Source organism: Paenibacillus sp. J22P165, assembly GCF_059692015.1.
In genome coordinates this window covers 793,655-812,445 of sequence record NZ_JCAUAP010000002.1, presented here as the reverse complement: position 1 = coordinate 812,445, position 18,791 = coordinate 793,655, and the positions used below count along the sequence as shown (strand labels likewise).

10 protein-coding genes are annotated in these 18,791 nt (G+C 44.2%); 5 read left to right on the top strand and 5 right to left on the bottom strand.

Annotated features, from left to right (window positions below):
* Positions 1-5 precede the first annotated feature (5 nt).
* The 4 genes from AC58QM_RS07705 to AC58QM_RS07690 all read left to right on the top strand — a co-directional run bounded on the left by AC58QM_RS07705 (position 6) and on the right by AC58QM_RS07690 (position 3,847).
* The gene (locus AC58QM_RS07705; RefSeq protein WP_497282723.1) at positions 6-830 is read left to right on the top strand and encodes a phosphoenolpyruvate hydrolase family protein; all 825 of its coding nucleotides are present in this window, start codon (positions 6-8) and stop codon (positions 828-830) included.
* A complete protein-coding gene (locus tag AC58QM_RS07700) occupies positions 827-1,864 on the top strand; it encodes a Gfo/Idh/MocA family protein (RefSeq protein WP_497282722.1) in 1,038 nt (345 codons plus the stop codon). Before AC58QM_RS07705 ends, AC58QM_RS07700 begins: the two co-directional genes overlap by 4 nt.
* A gap of 70 nt (positions 1,865-1,934) precedes the next feature.
* On the top strand, positions 1,935-2,798 hold the full coding sequence (locus AC58QM_RS07695; RefSeq protein ID WP_497282721.1) for a sugar phosphate isomerase/epimerase family protein: 864 nt from the start codon (positions 1,935-1,937) through the stop codon (positions 2,796-2,798).
* Positions 2,795-3,847, top strand: a complete 1,053-nt coding sequence (locus AC58QM_RS07690; RefSeq protein ID WP_497282719.1) for a Gfo/Idh/MocA family protein — start codon at positions 2,795-2,797, stop codon at positions 3,845-3,847. Before AC58QM_RS07695 ends, AC58QM_RS07690 begins: the two co-directional genes overlap by 4 nt.
* A 207-nt stretch (positions 3,848-4,054) precedes the next feature.
* On the opposite strand, the gene AC58QM_RS07685 is transcribed toward AC58QM_RS07690, so the two are convergent.
* The 4 genes from AC58QM_RS07685 to AC58QM_RS07670 form a co-directional block, all read right to left on the bottom strand.
* Entirely contained in the window at positions 4,055-5,668 is a 1,614-nt protein-coding gene (locus AC58QM_RS07685; RefSeq protein WP_497282718.1) for a type 2 periplasmic-binding domain-containing protein, read from the bottom strand.
* A gap of 153 nt (positions 5,669-5,821) precedes the next feature.
* Positions 5,822-6,703 carry a carbohydrate ABC transporter permease gene (locus AC58QM_RS07680; protein ID WP_497282716.1) on the bottom strand — a complete coding sequence of 294 codons (882 nt, stop codon included), beginning with the start codon at positions 6,701-6,703 and terminating at the stop codon, positions 5,822-5,824.
* 10 nt (positions 6,704-6,713) lie between these two features.
* Positions 6,714-7,694, bottom strand: coding sequence for an ABC transporter permease (locus AC58QM_RS07675; RefSeq protein ID WP_497282715.1), 981 nt, complete (start codon positions 7,692-7,694; stop codon positions 6,714-6,716).
* Between the two features lie 202 nt (positions 7,695-7,896).
* The gene (locus AC58QM_RS07670; RefSeq protein WP_497282713.1) at positions 7,897-10,215 is read right to left on the bottom strand and encodes a helix-turn-helix domain-containing protein; all 2,319 of its coding nucleotides are present in this window, start codon (positions 10,213-10,215) and stop codon (positions 7,897-7,899) included.
* A 428-nt stretch (positions 10,216-10,643) separates the two neighbouring features.
* On the opposite strand from AC58QM_RS07670, the gene AC58QM_RS07665 reads away from it, so the two are divergent.
* The gene (locus AC58QM_RS07665; protein ID WP_497282712.1) at positions 10,644-17,717 is read left to right on the top strand and encodes a CBM96 family carbohydrate-binding protein; all 7,074 of its coding nucleotides are present in this window, start codon (positions 10,644-10,646) and stop codon (positions 17,715-17,717) included.
* A gap of 70 nt (positions 17,718-17,787) precedes the next feature.
* Here the strand turns inward: AC58QM_RS07665 and AC58QM_RS07660 are convergent, their stop codons facing one another.
* Positions 17,788-18,780: a hydroxyacid dehydrogenase gene (locus tag AC58QM_RS07660; RefSeq protein WP_497282711.1), complete on the bottom strand. Its 993-nt coding sequence runs from the start codon at positions 18,778-18,780 to the stop codon at positions 17,788-17,790.
* Between the last annotated feature and the right edge of the window lie 11 nt (positions 18,781-18,791).

Below are 18,791 nucleotides of genomic sequence, written 5' to 3'. Positions count from 1 at the left end.
CGTGCATGTCAAGACAGGATAGTATAGCGGGATTCAAGGCCAAGATCGCGGAAGGAAAACCGATCATTGGGGGAGGTGCTGGTACCGGATTATCTGCGAAGTGCGCAGAAGAAGGCGGCATTGATCTTATTATTATTTATAATTCAGGCAAGTACCGCATGGCGGGGCGCGGTTCATTAGCCGGTTTAATGCCCTATGGGGATGCCAACCAGATCGTAGTCGAGATGGGAGCAGAAGTGCTCACAATCGTACAGCACACACCTGTTTTGGCAGGTGTGTGTGGGACGGATCCTTTTAGGAGAATGGACGTATTCCTACCTGAATTGAAGCGGCAAGGTTTCGCCGGTGTTCAAAATTTTCCAACCGTTGGGTTGATCGATGGGGTATTCCGTCAGAACCTAGAAGAGACTGGAATGGGGTACGATCTTGAGGTGCAAATGATTGCCCAAGCGCATCAACTCGGACTTTTGACGGCACCTTATGTGTTTAACGAAGAGGATGCGGTGAAAATGGCGCAAGCAGGCGCGGATATTCTAGTCGCACACGTCGGTCTTACGACTAAGGGAGCGATTGGGGCTAAGACGGCTTTGACGTTGGATGAATCGGTTGAGCTCGTACAACGCATCCATGATGCGGGGAAAGCGATCAACCCGGACATTATCGTCCTGTGCCATGGAGGTCCGATCTCTGAGCTAGAGGATGCCGTGTATGTGCTAGAGCGTACCCATGGGGTAGCAGGATTTTTTGGCGCATCGAGTATTGAACGACTTCCAACGGAGAAAGCGATCACGAACCAAGTACGCAGTTTTTCCGAGATGTTAAACGTATGACATATCAAAGGGAGTTTGAACAAAGACTATCGGTCGCAATCATTGGGGTAGGTAATCATGCCTATCGTAATATTCTTCCTTGCATGCATTACTTACCTGTGCACATAAAGGCTGTCTGTGATGTGAATGAAGATTTGGCGAAACGGACGGCACAACAGTTTGGATGCAAAGCGTACACAAGAGCTGCGGACATGTATGAACAGGAGGACTTAGATGCTGTATTTCTTTGCGTCTCACCTCAGCACCATCCTCAACTTGCCATGGAAGCTTTCGAGGCAGGTGTTCATGTATGGATGGAGAAGCCAGCGTCTATGCGTGTTCACGAGATTGAAGAAATGATCGAAAAGCGGAGAGATTTGGTTTCGGTTGTTGGCTTCAAAAAAGTATTCATGCCTTCGACGCAAAAGGCGATCGAAATAGCGCAGTCTCCGGAATATGGTGGATTGAAGTCTATCCTTGCTGTATACCCGATGAGTATGCCGCAGAACGGTAAGAAAGTTCTTGCAGATCGTGCGTTTACCAATTGGCTGGGGAATGGTATCCATCCATTGTCCCTTATGCTCGCGGTTGGTGGTGATGTGGAAGCCGTCACTGTCCATCCCAGTCCGAACGGACATGGCGTGTGTTTGTTGGATTATGCTAGTGGCATTGTGGGCACGTTCCATATGGCTTCGGGTCCTAGCCCGATTGAGCAATATCGGTTTTTTGGCGACTCGTGGCATTTAGAAATTGAAAACTCGCTGCGCGTAAAGCTGCAAAGGGGCATTCCCTTCAATTACAATGTGACGCATCACTACATCCCAGAGGGGTCGGATACGGGAGCGATTGTATGGGAACCGCAGAATCATTTGGGAACCCTCGAAAATAAATCTCTTTTTACCCAAGGCATGTATGGAGAAATGGAATATTTTTGCGATTGTGTGCTCACAGGTAAGCCAGCTATCAAAGGGTCACTAGAGTTTGCTCGTCAATTGATGAACATTTATGAGGCTGCCTTGCTGTCTGAAGGAAAAACGGTGGTCATTCCACACTAGTTGGGCAGGAATTAGTCCTTCCTTGGTAAATGTAATAGATACACATAATGAATCATAGGAGGCAGCTACTGTGGTGCAACTGACCATGTTATGCAATATGGCGGATTCCGATTTTATTACTGCTTTGGATACTCAGAAAAGTTGGGGCATAACCGTATTAGATCTCAAAACGAGCATTTACGGTAAGTCATTAATTGATTTGACAGTCATAGAAGCTGAACAAGCGGCAAAGGCAATTGCTGATCGAGATATGTCCGTGTACTGTTTCTCCACCGAGTTATTTCATCGCGATATTGAATTAGGAGAAGCCTTTTTCAGAGATCATTTTTTGGCCAAAATAGAGCATCTACTCGTGTTAGCGCGCATTCTACAACCAACGGTAATTCGGCTGTTAGCAGCAACGACTCTGAAGAGAAGTGAGCTTCGCAACAGTATTCCTTATATAAAGAATGAGCATTCTTGGCTAATTCCCATGTATCGGGCTGCCATAGATAAAATTGCTGACGCCGGATTCGAAGTGACCATTGAGAATGAATGTCGTAATTGCATATTCGCCTATCCGCAGGAAATTGTTGATTTTTTTGAAGAATTAGATCGGTCGGATCGCGCCTATTTTACGTATGATGTGCAGAATTTATGGCAAATGGGAACTTTTCCTACGTTAGCCGTTTACCGTGAACTGGCCCCGATTATTGGTTTTTATCACGTCAAAGGTGGTCAAACGGGTGGTGAAGGTGAGAAGTTGGTATGGAAATCAAGCCTAGAGGATGCCTCCTGGCCTGTAGCAGAGCTGACAAGGCAAGTCATCATGGATGGGAAAAGTCCCGTTATCTGCATTAATCCGTCTCATGGACAGGACAAAGCGGGTTATAACTATGAGCATATATTTAAAAGAGATCTTGATTTCTTAGTAAAGGAGATTAGCCAACTATGAGTACGAAACCGAAATTTATTTTGCTGGGAACGGGCGGATTTGGTCAATACTGGTGTAAGGAATTTCTGCCCAAAATTATCGGGGATAATGGCATAGCCGAACTTGTGGCCGCCGTGGATGTAAATCCACAAGCTCATCAGAATGCGATTGAGTTTCTCCATGTAGATCCTTCGCAGTGCTATACCGATATTCACAAGGCGCTTCAGGAAAATTCATGCGATTTCGTTATTATTGTTTTGCCTGCTCATTTGCATGAGTACGCTGTAGATATTGCGCTATCGTATGATAAGCATATTCTGATGGAAAAGCCTATTTCCGATTCGATGGAGAGCTCTGCCAGAATTTATAATAAGGTCAAGCAAGCTGGTAAGAAAATGGCGATAACGAGCAGTCATCGCTTTGATCAAGACAAGCAAACGTTAACCCAATTAATTCAGTCGCAAATCTATGGGGCACCTCATTATTTAATTGGGCGTTTTACGTGTAACAATCGGGATGCGGTATCCAATCCGAGGGAGTATGCGCATCATCACTTTCTGATCTCCTCTGCCGTTCACCATTTCGATATTATCCGTTCCTTATCGGGGGCGAATGCGAAGACGGTGTACACACAATCGTGGAACCCAGCTTGGGCTGCATTCAAGGAGCATAGTACCGCACTCATTAACATTGAAATGGAAAATGGGGTTCGAGCCTTCTTCGAAGGCTCGAAATCGAATGCTACCCAGCTTAATGGCTGGACGAATGACTATTTCCGGGCGGAGTGTGAGTTGGCTACACTGGAGCTTGATCACCGTAAAATCACGGTGAGAAGCGATCTGGGCTATCCTCATCCGCAGCACGCAGTTATCCCTTTATTACAACAAAAGGCCTGGAGACACACATGGTTAATCGAATTGTTCGTCAACTGGCTTCAAGGTGGCGAAGCTCCGCCGAATAACATTGATGACAATATCCAATGTACGGCTTTACAATATGCTGCGATTGAGAGCGGCTTAACGGGCAAAATTGTGGATGTTCAGGATTTTTTACAGGGATATACGAAATAAATCATTGTTAGATAACTAGGCTGCTGAATAATGAAAAGTAGAAAAGGACTTGAGCGGTATTTCACGCTTCAAGTCCTTTTACACGTTATTGCGTCTGTTCAACAGCTATATTCGTACCCGATTTCCCATAAGATGCCTTGTCAAAAAAACCATCCAGCGATCCCAGTGTACACTGCAGAAGGCTGGATGGTTTTATTGCGTTTGTACTTATCGTTTGTTATAACGATCTAACGCACTTTGCTGGATTTTGATCGCTTCATCAATATTCAAGGATTTAAGCTTCTTAATAAAGGCATCATAGTTCTCAATTGGCTCTGCGTTCATAACGAATTTGTTGAACATTTCTCCTGTGTACGTGTTAACATCGCTCATAATCGAAGCAAATTTAGCACTTTCTTCTGGTGAAGGTGTGACAGGAGGCATTTTCTTCTTATTAATTGCGTCACTCCAATTCTTAACGGATGTTTTCAGAACAGGCGTAGTCCAGCTGTACTGTTCATTATAGCGGACATCAATTAATTTGGGAGAACTGCCGGCATATTTCGATAATGCTTGTGCCATCGGCAAGCCTTGTGGATTTTTCGTAACGAGTTCTGTGTAGGTCGGATAGCCATTCTCCATTTTATAGGAAACGCCTTCGATACCAAAGTTAAACAGCAGGCTGCCCTCTTCACCATAGCGATAATCCAAGTACTTAACGGTTTCAATTGGATTCTTGTTCGCCTTTGTAATTGCTGCACCTAATCCATTAAAGAAATTAATCTTTTGTCCGATTTCTGCACGATCACCTTTTTTCAAAGTAGGATACGTAATGCCCTGCATAACGAATTTAGGATTTTTGTCTTTCATTAACTGATTGAACTTGCCGACGCCGCCTCCAGCAAGTACGATACTGGAACCAATTCGTTCACCAGTCACCTTCGCATCAAATAGCTTCTCATCGTTCGTTGCATATTCAGGGTCTAATAAGCCCTCTTTATACCATTTTTGCAGCGTTTTCACGAATTCTTTAAATTCTGGTTGCGTGACGCCATATTTCACTACGCCATTATCTTGATAAAACTCATGTCCAATTCCCCATGCACCAACCAGGAAGCTAGAGTCTTTTAACCAGAAATCCGTGTTAATATGGAAGGGGATTTCATCAGCCTTCCCATTGCCATTAGGGTCTTTCTCTTTAAAAGCTTTTAGAACCGTATACCACTCGTCTACCGTTGTTGGTGCGCTCAAACCGAGCTTATCCAGCCAGTCCTGACGTATTGCTGGTCCTGTATACGTTAATTGCTCATTTTTCAAGCTAAGATCTGGGAATGAGTAGATTTTACCACTGTCTGTAGAAATTTGTTTCTTTACTTCAGGGTTGTCTTTAAGGATTTTACTCAGATTTGGGGCATATTTATCAATTAAGTCCTTAAGGTCAATGATGACCCCTTCATTAATGGCCTTCTCAGGTCCTCCAGGGTATGACAACCAATTGAAATCAATAACATCGGTTAGGTTATTAGACGCAACCATCAGATTTAAAGCTTGCTTCACTTGCTCAGGTCCGATCGGAGGGTGGGTATATTCGACTTTGACGCCGGTACGTTTCTCTAACTCCTTATACATCTCTCTGTCATTATAATTTTTGGAGACCGGTGCAGCATTATTGTTCATTTCTAAGAAGTACGTAAGCTTAGTTAACGGTTGAGGTGTGGCACTGCTGGTTGTAGCTTTGCTGGTTTCTGCTGGCGTCGTTGAGTTGCTGCATGCACTTAACATTGCTGCTACGAGTAAAACAGATGTGAAACCGATTGCATAATTCTTCGTCTTTGTGTTCATTCTTGTTTTCATCCCCTTAGTTTAAGTATATGGCTTACAACGCAAATATAGTGAAATTGGGCGGTGTTGACTACCATCCATATCGGATTTTGACTATCAGATCTCTGCATTTGATGACAATCAATTGGTACTCTGCAAGGGCTGCAAGGCACATTACCCTTTGATTGCTCCAATCATAACCCCTTTAACGAAATACTTTTGTAAAAATGGATAGATGATCAGGATCGGTGTTGTCGTGACGATGATGGCGGCATATTTAATCGTGCTAGCTACAAATGCCCGGTCATCGGTGGACATATTCGTGGTCATGCTGTCTGTACTATTGATGATGAGAATTTCACGTAGAATCATTTGCAGTGGATATAAATCGCGGTCCCTCAAATAGATGAGTGCATTGAAGTAAGCATTCCAATGACCTACGCCGTAGAATAAAATCATAACAGAGATGACCGGCATTGATAAAGGAAGGATGATGCGGAACAAGATGACCAAGTCGTTAGCACCGTCAATTCGCGCCGACTCCTCCAGGCTATCGGGAATGGCCTGAAACGATGTCCGCATGACAATTAAATTGAAGGTTCCCACCAAGCCAGGCAAAATCAAGGCCAATCGCGTATCGTACAAACCGAGATCATTAATAAGGAGATAGGTCGGGATTAGACCGCCACCGAAAAACATCGTAAACACGATAATCATCATGATCGGATCACGTAACATAACATGCTTTCTAGAAAGGGCATAAGCCCCTAAGCTGGTAAAGAAAATATTAAGTACAGTGCCTGCCACCACATAGAATATCGTGTTTAAATAGCCGATTGTAATCATGGGATTACTGAACACGAGTCTGTAGCCTTCAAGGGAGAAGCCTGTGGGCAAGAACATGAGCCCTCGCTGCTGTGCGAATTGTGCAGGCTCACTGAAGGAAGCCATCACGATATAGTAGAAAGGATAGAGGGTAACGAGACATAAGAATGAGAGTAACAAATAAGTAATACAATCAAAACTAACATCAGCAAACGTTTTTTTCTCTTTCATGGTGTACCCCCTACCACAGTTTCGTTTCCGTAAAGGAACGACTCAGTTTATTGGCTAAGATTAGAAGTGCAAAGTTAATGACGGAATTGAATAATCCGACAGCTGCACTGAAGCTGTAATTGGACTCAAGCAAACCCTTGCGATAAACGAAGGTAGAAATGGTATCGGCTGTTTCGTACATAGATGGGTTGTACAGGAGAATAATTTTCTCTGCTCCCACACTCATGAAGTGACCGATTGTAAGAATGAATAAAATAATAATGGTTGGTGCAATACCTGGCAGTGTAATGTGCCTGATTTGCTTGAGTCGGTTGGCACCATCCACGCGAGCTGCTTCATAGAGAGAAGGATCAATACCCGCAATAGCAGCTAAATAAATGATGGATCCCCAACCCACCCCTTGCCAGACACCAGAACCGACAAATAAGAATCGAAACCAATCCGAGCTAGTAAAAAACTTCTTCGGCTCCATACCGACCATACCAAGCAATTGATTGACTAATCCGCTTAAGGAGAAGAAGTCCACCGTCATCCCTACTACGATCACCACGGAAATAAAGTGAGGAACGTAAGTGATGGTTTGGACCGCTTGTTTAAATAAGCGATGCCTGACCTCATTTAAGAGAAGAGCTAACAGAATTGGAGCGGGAAACCCGAAAATAAGCTCATAGAAGCTGATGAGCAGCGTATTTTTTAATACACGCCAAAAGTAGAAAGAACTGAAAAATTGCTTGAAGTGGACCAAGCCTACCCAATCGCTGTCCATAATCCCTTTAGCCGGTGAGAATTGTTTAAAGGCAATTTGTGCGCCATACATCGGTACATAATGAAAGATGACGTAATACGCGACAACAGGCAAGAGAATTAAGTAGATGAGCTTATTTCTCTGTAAATCTTTTTTGAGCCTGCTCAGGTACCCCGTCTTCTTGTGGTTAACAACAGCCACTATGGTTTGTGCTGCTGACAAGCTGTTGTTTGAATCGGTTTGCATTGGGATCACCCTTTCTATGTGTTTAACTTGAGTATAGAAGGGCGGGCGTCTGAAACCTACCGTTAATAAGGGAGAAATGCCTGCGGAATGCCACTTTTGGGACTATCAATTGGTATCCAATGCCAACAAGAATCGCTATTTGTGAGAAAAAGGACAGAAAAACCAGGCAGCTGTTTAATGACGAGCCATCTGGTTTCGTTTGTTATTTGATTCCACTGCGATATTTACCAGGAGTAAGTCCTGTATGTTTTTTGAAAATCCGTTGTAACCCGATATCTGTTGAGTAGCCCAGCTTTTGCGAGATATCTACAATGGTTAGGTCTGTCTCGCTTAGTAGTTTTTTCGCTTCCTCTACACGCATTTTGGCGATGTAGTCCGTCAGTGTCTCACCCGTGTGTAATTTGAAGAATCGGGATACGTACTTAGGAGACAGACTGAAATGGTCGGCGACACTCTCCAGTCCAAGCATACCGTTAAAGACTTGGGCTTCGAGATAGGTAAGCATATTATTTAATAGCTCTTGGTTGTGGTCGGATCTTTCTTCATTCACATAAGTACATAGAGTGGCATACATCTTCTTTATTTCTTGAAACATTTCAAGTAACGTGTCACAGGAGGTAAGCCTTGTATCCGGATCGTCCTCTAGAATAAACACATCGCGATAGGTTAGGTTTAGCACCTGCAAGCATTTTAACAGCGTGCTTACAATATTGTACATTAACCATTTACCTAACTCAGGTGCAATAGCTCCTCTGTCAAAATTCATGGCATAGACCTGGTCTAGCAGCTTGCTGACCTGTTCCAATTCGGCATGCTTCACTAAATTAATAATCTGACCTTCCATTTCAATCGGGTAGTAGTAGGTTTTCTCTTCTTCACCCAAGTCACGGTAGAAAATAACAGAGTGCTCACTCTTTAACCATTTGTGTGCGATCGTCCGCATAGCTTCGGAGTAGCATTCTCCAATCTTCGAAGCGTGAGGTCGACTTTCACTGACAGCTATCGTCACAAAAATAGACAATCGGCTTTGCAACACATTTTTTAATTCGTTTAAGCAAGTCTGCATGATTGGCTGCCATTCATTGGTATCGCAACTATGGTTGATGAGTACGCCAACTTGATCTCGTTCCATTTCAGCAAAGTAGCCATACATGCCTCGTTCTTTCAGTAAATCCTGCAAAATATTCATGATAATAAACCGTACATGTGCCCATTGCCTTTCCGAGTTGTCCTTCACAAACTCTGTACAGTCGTCCAGATCAATCAGCATGACGGCAAAGTGCGGATAGGTAAAAGGAGCGCCAAGCATTTCCAATGAGGCTTCTTGGATGGTATCGCTTTCAACACGCCCTCGAATGAGTCGATGGATGTAGCTGGATTGAATCGTCGGGAAGTGCTTATGAAGCTGTCCACGTAGTTGACGCTCCTCTTCCTGAGATTCCTCCATGGAAAATTTCAGCGCAGCCCACTCATCCCACTTGCCATTTGGGGAGTTGGAAGGGGCTTTGGAACGGATGACCTGTACTAAGTTCCGTAATGGACTATAATTACGCTCCGTCATGACATAGGCGGCGATTAAACCAAGCAGCAAGCAGGCTGCTCCTGCGGCCATAGCGGCATTTTTGACATGAAGCACAGGGGCTATGAACGCTTTTTCAGGCATGGTAACTACATAGGTCCAGCCGGATTGTTTGGAGTACTCGGATGTTACCATCATACGGTCTTTCTCCGTGACATTGGTAATGGACGTAGTCGGAGATTGGCTTACTTTTGCAAGAAGCTCCCCATCAAGTGGGTTTTCAGATGTACTCATTACTAGGTGTTTGTCTTTGTCGAGAATATAGATCTGTATTGGATTCGTATTTACAGACATTTCCGTGGAATCGAGTAATTTGGATTGATCCAGCATAATTAATAATTTGCCGAGAGACCCTGTGCGCTCCCCTAGTGGGATAGAGGAAGTATAGGTCACGATTTGCTTGCCTGCCGTTGTAGGGCTCGCGGGAAGAAATTGCTGATAACTATAGCCTTTGACGACTGTTTTCATCCAAGCCTCATAGGTGAGGTCCTTGAAGCCTAGATAGTTGTCGTAATAAAAGGCAGTATCCATCCTCGCCGACGAAGTCACGATGCTGTCTAACTGGTCAATACTAATGGAGAAATCGTCAATAATGCTATTCACTTGTTTATACTTTCGAAGTTCGGCTAGCAGTTCGCTCGCCAAATAATCCTTTTGGGGATGGTCAGGCTTTATTTCGGTCAGCAACGTTTGAATTTTGGGATTTACAGAAATGAGATAAGAGAATTGCTGGAGTTCAGCCAAGCGATGATCAACGTTCTGACGAAGCTGGCTGAGCAGTAGCCGATTCGCTTGATAAGCGTTATCATAAATGATTTTCTCAAGTTGCGTATACATTCCCCATCCAATGAGCAGCGGGAATAACAGCATGATGAGATTGGAGACGAATAGGCGGTAGAATACCTTTTTGCGACGGAGCGAGAATAGATTGCGGTTGATCAACGGGGTCACCACCTAAGATAGGATGCCGATCATCATCTTTATATTGCCTGATATGAAGCATTCTAGCATATCTGGAATGGGTAGTGCTAGAAATGTTTGCAGAAAATTGGGGATGATAGCTAATCTGTTGCATTGCCATAAAAAGTGCAGCTTTTTCACCATTTTTTTCAGTTTACTTCGAATTATCCATGCAGGTCCAAATGGTATTGAAACCTTTCTAACGAAAAAAATGCAGCCTTTTGACGACTTTGTGAAGTATACAAGTGCCTGGTGTGATTCTAATATGAGAGGGAAGGCATCGCCATCACCTCCCATTTATGATAACGCTTACGAGAAGGGGGCTCGTAGTGATTCATGCATAAGTGAGCTGGCGAGCAGTCATCCAACGACGAGTAACCACTATGGAATCTATTTAAAGGAGTGAAGTAATGTCGAGGCTAAAAGTTAAACAAATCATGAGTAAGTTGTTAATTGTCGTTCTGTTGGCCGGATCTTTTCAAGGCTTGCTGATGAATCCATCCACAACTAGTGCGAGAGACGATTTAATTATTGCAGAAGGGGACACGTATGTATCCAGCGTAGTTGCCGATCAAGACAAAAATTTTAATAAAGCGACGTTTAATCAAATGGCAGTAGCTTCTTCAGGTACGACCAATCAATATGCATTTCTACGGTTTAATTTGGCAACACTCCCAACCGACCTGAACGGAGCTACATTTAAGCTTCGATTGTATAACAATCCGGTAACGACCTCCCCTTCCAAAGATACGGCAGTTACGATGAACGTCTACGAGACCGATGATTCTTGGACGGAAGATACATTGAAATGGACGAACATGCCCTCGCCGATGGGTCCATTGATCACCTCTTTTACAATTCCAACTTCGGCCAATGTAGGTACTTCTGTTGAAGTGGATGTGACGAATTATGTGAAGCAGCAGAAAGCCTTAAATAAAAAAGTGAATCTTGTCATTATGAGTAAATCAGGCTATTGGAGAGGGTTTACAGATAAGGATAGAACCTCATCTGAATCTAATAAATGGCCAGCCATCGTCTACACGCATGATGCGGAACCAGCCGTTTATCAATCGGCAGCGGTTAGTGGAGATTATAAAGAAATTAATTTAGCTTGGAATGAAGCCATTTTTGACAATACGTCGGGCAATTTAAAGAGTAAAGTGCTGCTCACGACGGATGGGCTTACGTATAACCCTTTAGGGGCCAATGATACGGTCACGGTGAGCAATAATGTGTATGTAAAAGTAAACCTACAAGCACCGCTGATCGGAGAGAACAATCGGATTAAAGTGCTGGCTAACACGGTAAAGGATGCCTATAACAATATTACTTCGACGGAAGTTGTCACGAATCAACTCATTGGACAAGTGGATATGACCGTTCCAACGTATCAGAATGCAACGGTTGGCGGTACAGCGCGAACGGTAACACTTAACTTTGATAAAACGGTAGCCTGGCATACAGCGAATCCGAAGTCAAACATCCTGATTTCTACTAATGGGGGCACGACTTATCAAGCGCTTGGCGCCAATGATACGGTTGCCGTTAGTGGAAATTCTGCTGTTATTCAATTTGCTAGCGCGTTGATTGGCAGCAATTATAAAGTGAAGGTACTAGCAAACACGATCAAATCATTTGCTAGCAATTTGCCGATCACCACAGACATCACGACTCAGACATTGAACATTCCAGCACCGCTAACATCGCTGGTAACTGTCAAGGTTAACGCGGATACCTATGTAGATGCCGGTGGAGCCATTACGACATCGGATGTGAGCGCAAACAGTCCTTACTACAAAAACTATGGAACAGAATCGCTTATGTATGTAAGAGAAGTTTCTGGCGCTTCTGTGATCGGCGCAGCTAAGGCGAGATCTTTCCTGAAGTTTAATATTGCGGATCTGGGAACGTTTAATATAGGGAAATTGCGTTTGTATCTTTCCTATGGAACAACGCAAGGTGGAACCTTCTCCTTCTACGCTGTAGATGATGATAGCTGGACGGAAACGGGATTGACCTATGCGAACCAGCCAGCTTATGGCGATCTAATTGGAACAGTTACCATCGATGCAAACCGAACCGATACGTGGTATGAACTCGATGTAACGGATTACTTGAGCAAGCAAAAAGCCAAAGATGGCGTTGCCAGTATCATGATTATGAATGATACAACGTCCACAACAGGTGCACGGAGTTTTAAAACGAAGGAAGGCTCTGGCGTAGGAACCATCTATCCGCAGCTAGCCGTGGATTATGACAGCAAAGCTCCTGAAATCTCAGGTGTAGCAGTAACGGATAACAAAAAAGTGGAATTGACGTTCAATGAAACACTTGTGAATAAGGCTGCTGATTTGAAAACTACGATCACTACCTCCTCAAATGGTGTAGATTACACTGCGCTTGCAGCGGGTGACACGGTAAGTATTAGCGGACAAAAGTTAACGATTAATTTGGCTCAGAAAATAACTGCGCCAACATTAACAGTCAAAGTGGCGACAGGAACATTAGCCGATGTGTTCGGCAATGTCAATGGACTTGCGATCGTTACACAACCGATCGTACTTGACGTCTCGGCTCCTATCTTCGAGCCTAACGTAAAGATGGATGCGACGAATAAAATCATTACGTTGAAGGCGAATGAAACGTTAATTAATCAGGCTGCTGACGCTAATGCACTGAAAGCAGCTGTTACCTTGAGTGCAAATAACGGGCCATTCGTTGCGTTAGCTGCAGGGGATACCGTTACGACTAGTGGTAACTCATTTATCGTCACGTTAGCTTCTAAAATCGTTGGAGCGAACTACAAATTAAAAGTAGCTGCTTCTACCGTCAAAGATGCCAGCGGAAATTTGACTCCGGAATATACGTCTAACGCTTTCTCTGAGGATGTTACGGCTCCTCAATTGACGGATGTATTTACCGTCAACTTTAATAAAACGATCAAAGTCGCTTTTGATGAGCGCATTATTAACAATTTGGGAGATAGCCAAGCTTTGAAGAATGCCGTACAGCTATCGACAGACGGTGGATCTAGTTATCATGCGCTTGGTGCCAACGATAAGGTTGAGATTGGTGTTAATCATCTCAATCTGATTCTAGGGCAGCCCGTTTCTGGAACAGGATTGAAGGTGAAAATAGCCTCTGGCGCATTGAAAGATGCTCCTGGCTTTGTAACATCGGAGATTAGCGGCACATTTGCGGCAAGCCCTGTTGCTTATCCGTATTCGGAGCCTGCTCATGAATCTCTCGTGGATGCCTTAAACCATATTCGCAACATCGTGTTTGCTAATACAAATAACGGAACAGGCAACGCGGTTGAAACAGAGAATGCCAAAGGATTCTCCGTTGTGGCACAAGCTATAGCTGCTGGGAACACGGATCCCGTTTTGGTAGATGAATATGTGGATGCACTGAAAAAGATGTTAACTGTCCCTGCCAAAATGCCCAATCTGCAAGCGGGTCTTGATGATCGGTCACAGTCACCGATTGTATACGGAATGGCGCTTCTCTGGAATGACGCGCGCATTACGTCAAGATTAACGGAAGCCGAGAAGTCTATCTGGTACACCTTTATGAAGGCAGCGCTAATCGCGGAGATGTATATGCTTAGCGATTACGATAAGGATGGCAATTATATCGGCTACACGCAAAGAAGACTCGCGATGAATGGTGACGCCAATAACGGTGTAACGGGGAACTTCGGGGAACCTCACTTGACTAATCTCTTCGGTGCTGCTTTTGCCATTGGTTTAGATAACATTAGAGGGATTATCGCAAATTATGATCATAAGGCATTTATTACCGAGTTAAAAAGTAAAGGATTAACTACCATTGCGGCTAGCTTTGAGAATACGAGTAATTATTCGACAGCTGCAACAGATGCACTGAAACTGACAGAGAAAGCTGCCCGAGTGGAAGCAACATTGAAATCGAGCAAATGGTCATTCATGAATGTGACTTTGGATGATTTCCTAGAAAATCCTCTGAAAATTCTTGCTGCCCAAGAAGCGTACAACTGGCCATATCTAGCAGAAGATGGGGAGTTTCAAGGTCAACTCGGGATGGGGTTTGAGTTCCGTTCAGCCGATCAAGGCGGTCCGCGTGAATCACCAAGCTATGTGATTTTAGGGTTGGAGCCTGCGATTTCCAATACGGTTCTGTTGAATCATTTTGGTTATCTGCATACACCTGAAAATACGAACTCAGCTGCCCAAATTGAAAAGTTACAAAAGGTAGCGTCCAATGATCTTTACGCTAAAATTATTAATGGCTATTTTGGTCAAAGTTGGATTAGTACCCATACGTACCAGATTAATGAGAGTGATTCCTGGCCGTTCCTGTTTGAATTACTATATTCGACAGGAAATCTGACGGGGGCAACTTTCCATGATTCATTCAACTACAGCAACGTAGCTGACATGGCGTCTAAGAATTGGACAGTTAATCAAGCTAGTTCTACCATTACGAACGACAGCATCATTCCGTATAATCAAAAGTCTGTCATAAACTCGTCCGTTGTTGGTGGACATAACCATGATGATAATGAGAAATTGTTTACCATCACGGGAGGTCAAACACCGGTTATTGCTTACAACACCGCAAAGAAACTGGCGAATATGAACTACTTTGCCTGGATGAACACGCCTGCGATTGGAACAGGTGAAGCGGGAATCCTAGCGAGGGTTATTGATGCCAACAACTATTACCAAATATCGTATACCAGCAATAAGTTGTTCATTAAGAAAAGGGTGAATGGCAACTTTACGACGATTGCCGAGAAATCGTTTACGTTGCCTACGACTAGACCTGGGTCGATCTTCTATTTTAACCCTTGGGGCTGGAAGGATACGGTTGTCCCGGCGACAGCTCATCGATTACGAGCAGTATTAACGAATGGCACTATTCATGTGTATGTAAATGGTAACATGGAATTAAGTGCACAGGATGCAACATTTACTGAGGGTTATGTGGGCTTAACGGCTGTACAGACGGTTGCCAAGTTCGATGGTCTTCTCGTTAGCTATACACAGCCTGCAGCACCTGTTTTGAATTCGGTTAAAGTAGGCAATACCAACTTGACGCTAGATTACACACCTGTTGATGGTGCATTGACCTATAAAATCAAGTATGGCACACAATCCGGGACGTATACACACACGTTAACTACGACGAATCCAACACCAGTGATTCCTAACTTGGTTAATGACACGACCTATTACTTTGTTTTAACTGCCGTAAGTGCACAAGGGGAAAGTCCTATTTCCAATGAGAAAGCGGGCACACCCAAAGCACCGGATGCTGTGACACCTACGCTGAATAGTCTTGTCGCAGATGGCAATCAAGTCACAGTGAATTTTTCGACGGACCCCAAGAATACATCATATGTAATCAAATATGGGAAAACCAGCGGGAATTACACGAATACAATTACCAATGTAACAAACACAGGCTATGTCGCAACCTTGGATGCTACAGCAAGACCTTACTATTTCATCGTGATCCCTTCGAATGAAAATGGATTAGGGACCGCTTCTAATGAGAAAAGCGTTGTACTGGATACACCTTTCTTACCTGTCGTTAGTGTAATGGCAAGCTTAGACACAGATCCGAAGTATGTGGCACTGAATACCATTGATGGTGACCTTACAGCTGAATCACGTTGGTCAGCAGAGAAAGAACAGTGGATTCAGTATAAATTAGGCGATCCTAAAGAAATTAACGCCGTATCCTTAGCCTATTTTAATGGTCATACGAGGAAAAATTATTTCGATATTCAGGTATCCATAGATGGAAATAACTGGACGACAGTTTATCCTGGAGGAATAACAAGCGGAACAACATCGGAGCTGGAAACCTACGTATTTCCTGCGGTGACAGCTCAATATGTGCGAATTCTTTGTCATGGTCATTCGGGTGCAGGCTTTGGACTTGGATTTAACAGTATTATTGAAACCAGAATTTTCGCGGCTGCGCCAACGAAGCCAACAGGTTTGCATGTAACTAGTAAGACTGCTAATCGCGTTAGCTTGACTTGGCAAGCATCTAGCACGCAATCGGATACGACCATTACGTATGATTTGTTTGATGGGGGGAACAAACGCAATGCTTCAGACATTACGGGCACATCCTATACTGTGACTGACTTGCAGCCCGAAACAAGCTATTCGTTCACCGTTGCAGCCAAGGATTCAACTGGTAAAGTATCCGACGCGAGTAACGTCTTGACGGTAACAACGGAGGCTTTACCGACACCAGCAGGCGGTACACCGCCAGCTTCTGGAGGAGGAACACCGCCGCCAACGCTGCCTCTTGGCACGGTGGAACTTCAACCTGTCATAAGTGGTGAAACCGCTCGAGTAGCGTTAAGTGCTTCTTCTTACAACACGGCATTAGGTCAAGCACCAACGGGCAGTCATGGAGATAAAGTTGTCACAGTGGTCATCAAGCCTGAACAGGGGATCAAGGAATATCGCCTTGCACTTCCGAAGGAAGCTTTTGATGCCTCGAAACCGAAAGTACGAGATTCTGTGAAGGAAATAGAAATCAAATCTGCACTGGGAACGATAACGATTCCTGAGAATATGTTTAAGCCAAAAGACGTCGAAAACGCATCGACGATCGAGATCTCCATCTCACAAGCGAGTGCGGATGGTCTTAGTGCTAAAATGAAGGAGAAGATTGGCAATAAACCGCTTATTGAACTGAATGTGCGAATAGATGATCAAGTTGTTCTTTGGAAAAATAACAATGCTTCTGTCAAGGTAAGTATAGCTTATATGCCAACCGAGCAAGAACTGCAAGATCCTGAGCATATCGTCATCTGGTATGTGGATGGTGCCGGCAAAGTCATCAAGATTCCTTCTGGGAAATATGATGCAGCCACAGGAAGAGTAACCTTTACAACCACACATTTCAGTACTTATGCTGTCGCATTTGAGAAGACGACCTTTGAGGATATCCAAAGCTTGGCTTGGGCGAAGAAACCAATCGAGGTACTAGCTTCCAAAGGGGTCATTAATGGGACTTCCGAGAATATGTTTTCGCCGAGTGTCAACATCACAAGAGCTGATTTCATCAAACTCCTTGTCGATACGTTAGGTGTCAGCACCGAAGTGGAAAGCAACTTTGGCGATGTGATGCCTTCGGATTATTATTATGAGGCGGTTGGAACAGCCAAAGAGCTAGGCATCAGTTCTGGCACAGGAGAGAACAACCTTAACCCGCTTGCATGGATTACGAGACAAGACATGATGGTCATGGTGGAAAGAGCGTTACGCTTAGCAGGTAAGAAGTTGCCCACTGCGAATTCTGTGGACATGACTCCGTTTGCTGATTCAAATCAAGTAGCGTCTTATGCGAAAGATAGCATCACCATTCTGATTCAAAGTGGACTTGTGGAAGGAGATGGGCAACGCCTTCACCCATTAGGTCACACAACGCGAGCGGAAGCAGCGGTATTGCTGTATAAAGTCTATAGTCAATGAAGAAAAGGGATTGCGCTATGAAATGCGCAATCCCTCTTTTTAAGTCGGTTGCAGTTAGGTAACCTGCCTACTACCGTGTCATATGGCGAAACTGTTCAACAGGCACCCGATAAGCGAGCTCATCACCACGTTGGAACCGTCGGATCTCTTCCACCATCGCGGCACTTAATTTTGTAAGTTCCACCATTCCGGCTACATGAGGCATCAGGATGGCATTGTCCAGTATTCTTAGTTCGCTGGATAATGGCAGAGGTTCTTTCTCAAATACATCCAACACAGCTTGGATTCTTCCCGTTTTAAGTTCTGCGATAAGAGCGTTCTCGTCAATTATAGCACCTCGCGCAGTATTAATAAGAAGGGTGCCATCTTTGAGGAGGGCCAGCCGATCTTGATTTAACAGATGGTAGGTCTCATCTGTTTTGGAGGCATGGATAGATACGATGTCTTGATCTGCCAGCGCTTCCTCTAAGGAGCAGAGGGTAACATTTGGATAGGGGATAAGCGATTCTGGCGATACATAAGGATCATACAGCTTTACGCTAACGCCGAACGGTCGCAATAGGTCCAACAGAAACCGACCCACAGTGCCCAGACCAATAAGGCCTATGCTTGCTTCTACTAGCGTGCCACAAGGCGAAGTATCCCAGATGCCTTGTTTCATGGCTGAATGGCGTTGTACGATATCGCGCTTAGCAGTAAGCATGTATGCCAATGTTCCTTCTGCTACATACTTAGCCATCAGTCGATTCGCACTAGCTACTTGAATCCCCCTCTCATACACGTCTTCTGTTAGAAAAGTAGCGACACTGCCGCCGGGAGTAACAATGAGCTTCAGATGCTTGGCTTCGTCAAGCACTTCTTTGGTGAATTTCGGAGCTCCCTCCCATGCCATAACGATACATACTTCAACTTGATACAGCATCACTTTAAGTTCATCTGGCGTACAAACGTGGCTATGTGGATTTTCTCTTAAGTTGCCGAGAACTCGGAGATCGCTCAGAATCGTGGTTGGGAAAAATTGTTGTTTTAATTTGCCTCTGTGCAAGGATAATAGCATATTCATCTTCTAGGTCT

What these genes read in the sequence shown, in the direction of transcription:
- AC58QM_RS07705 (WP_497282723.1), top strand. Translation starts at nt 6, where the DNA reads ATGTCAAGACAGGATAGTATAGCGGGATTCAAGGCCAAGATCGCGGAA.
- AC58QM_RS07700 (WP_497282722.1), top strand. Translation starts at nt 827, where the DNA reads ATGACATATCAAAGGGAGTTTGAACAAAGACTATCGGTCGCAATCATT.
- AC58QM_RS07690 (WP_497282719.1), top strand. Translation starts at nt 2,795, where the DNA reads ATGAGTACGAAACCGAAATTTATTTTGCTGGGAACGGGCGGATTTGGT.
- AC58QM_RS07685 (WP_497282718.1), bottom strand. Translation starts at nt 5,668, where the DNA reads ATGAACACAAAGACGAAGAATTATGCAATCGGTTTCACATCTGTTTTA.
- AC58QM_RS07680 (WP_497282716.1), bottom strand. Translation starts at nt 6,703, where the DNA reads ATGAAAGAGAAAAAAACGTTTGCTGATGTTAGTTTTGATTGTATTACT.
- AC58QM_RS07675 (WP_497282715.1), bottom strand. Translation starts at nt 7,694, where the DNA reads ATGCAAACCGATTCAAACAACAGCTTGTCAGCAGCACAAACCATAGTG.
- AC58QM_RS07665 (WP_497282712.1), top strand. Translation starts at nt 10,644, where the DNA reads ATGTCGAGGCTAAAAGTTAAACAAATCATGAGTAAGTTGTTAATTGTC.
- AC58QM_RS07660 (WP_497282711.1), bottom strand. Translation starts at nt 18,780, where the DNA reads ATGAATATGCTATTATCCTTGCACAGAGGCAAATTAAAACAACAATTT.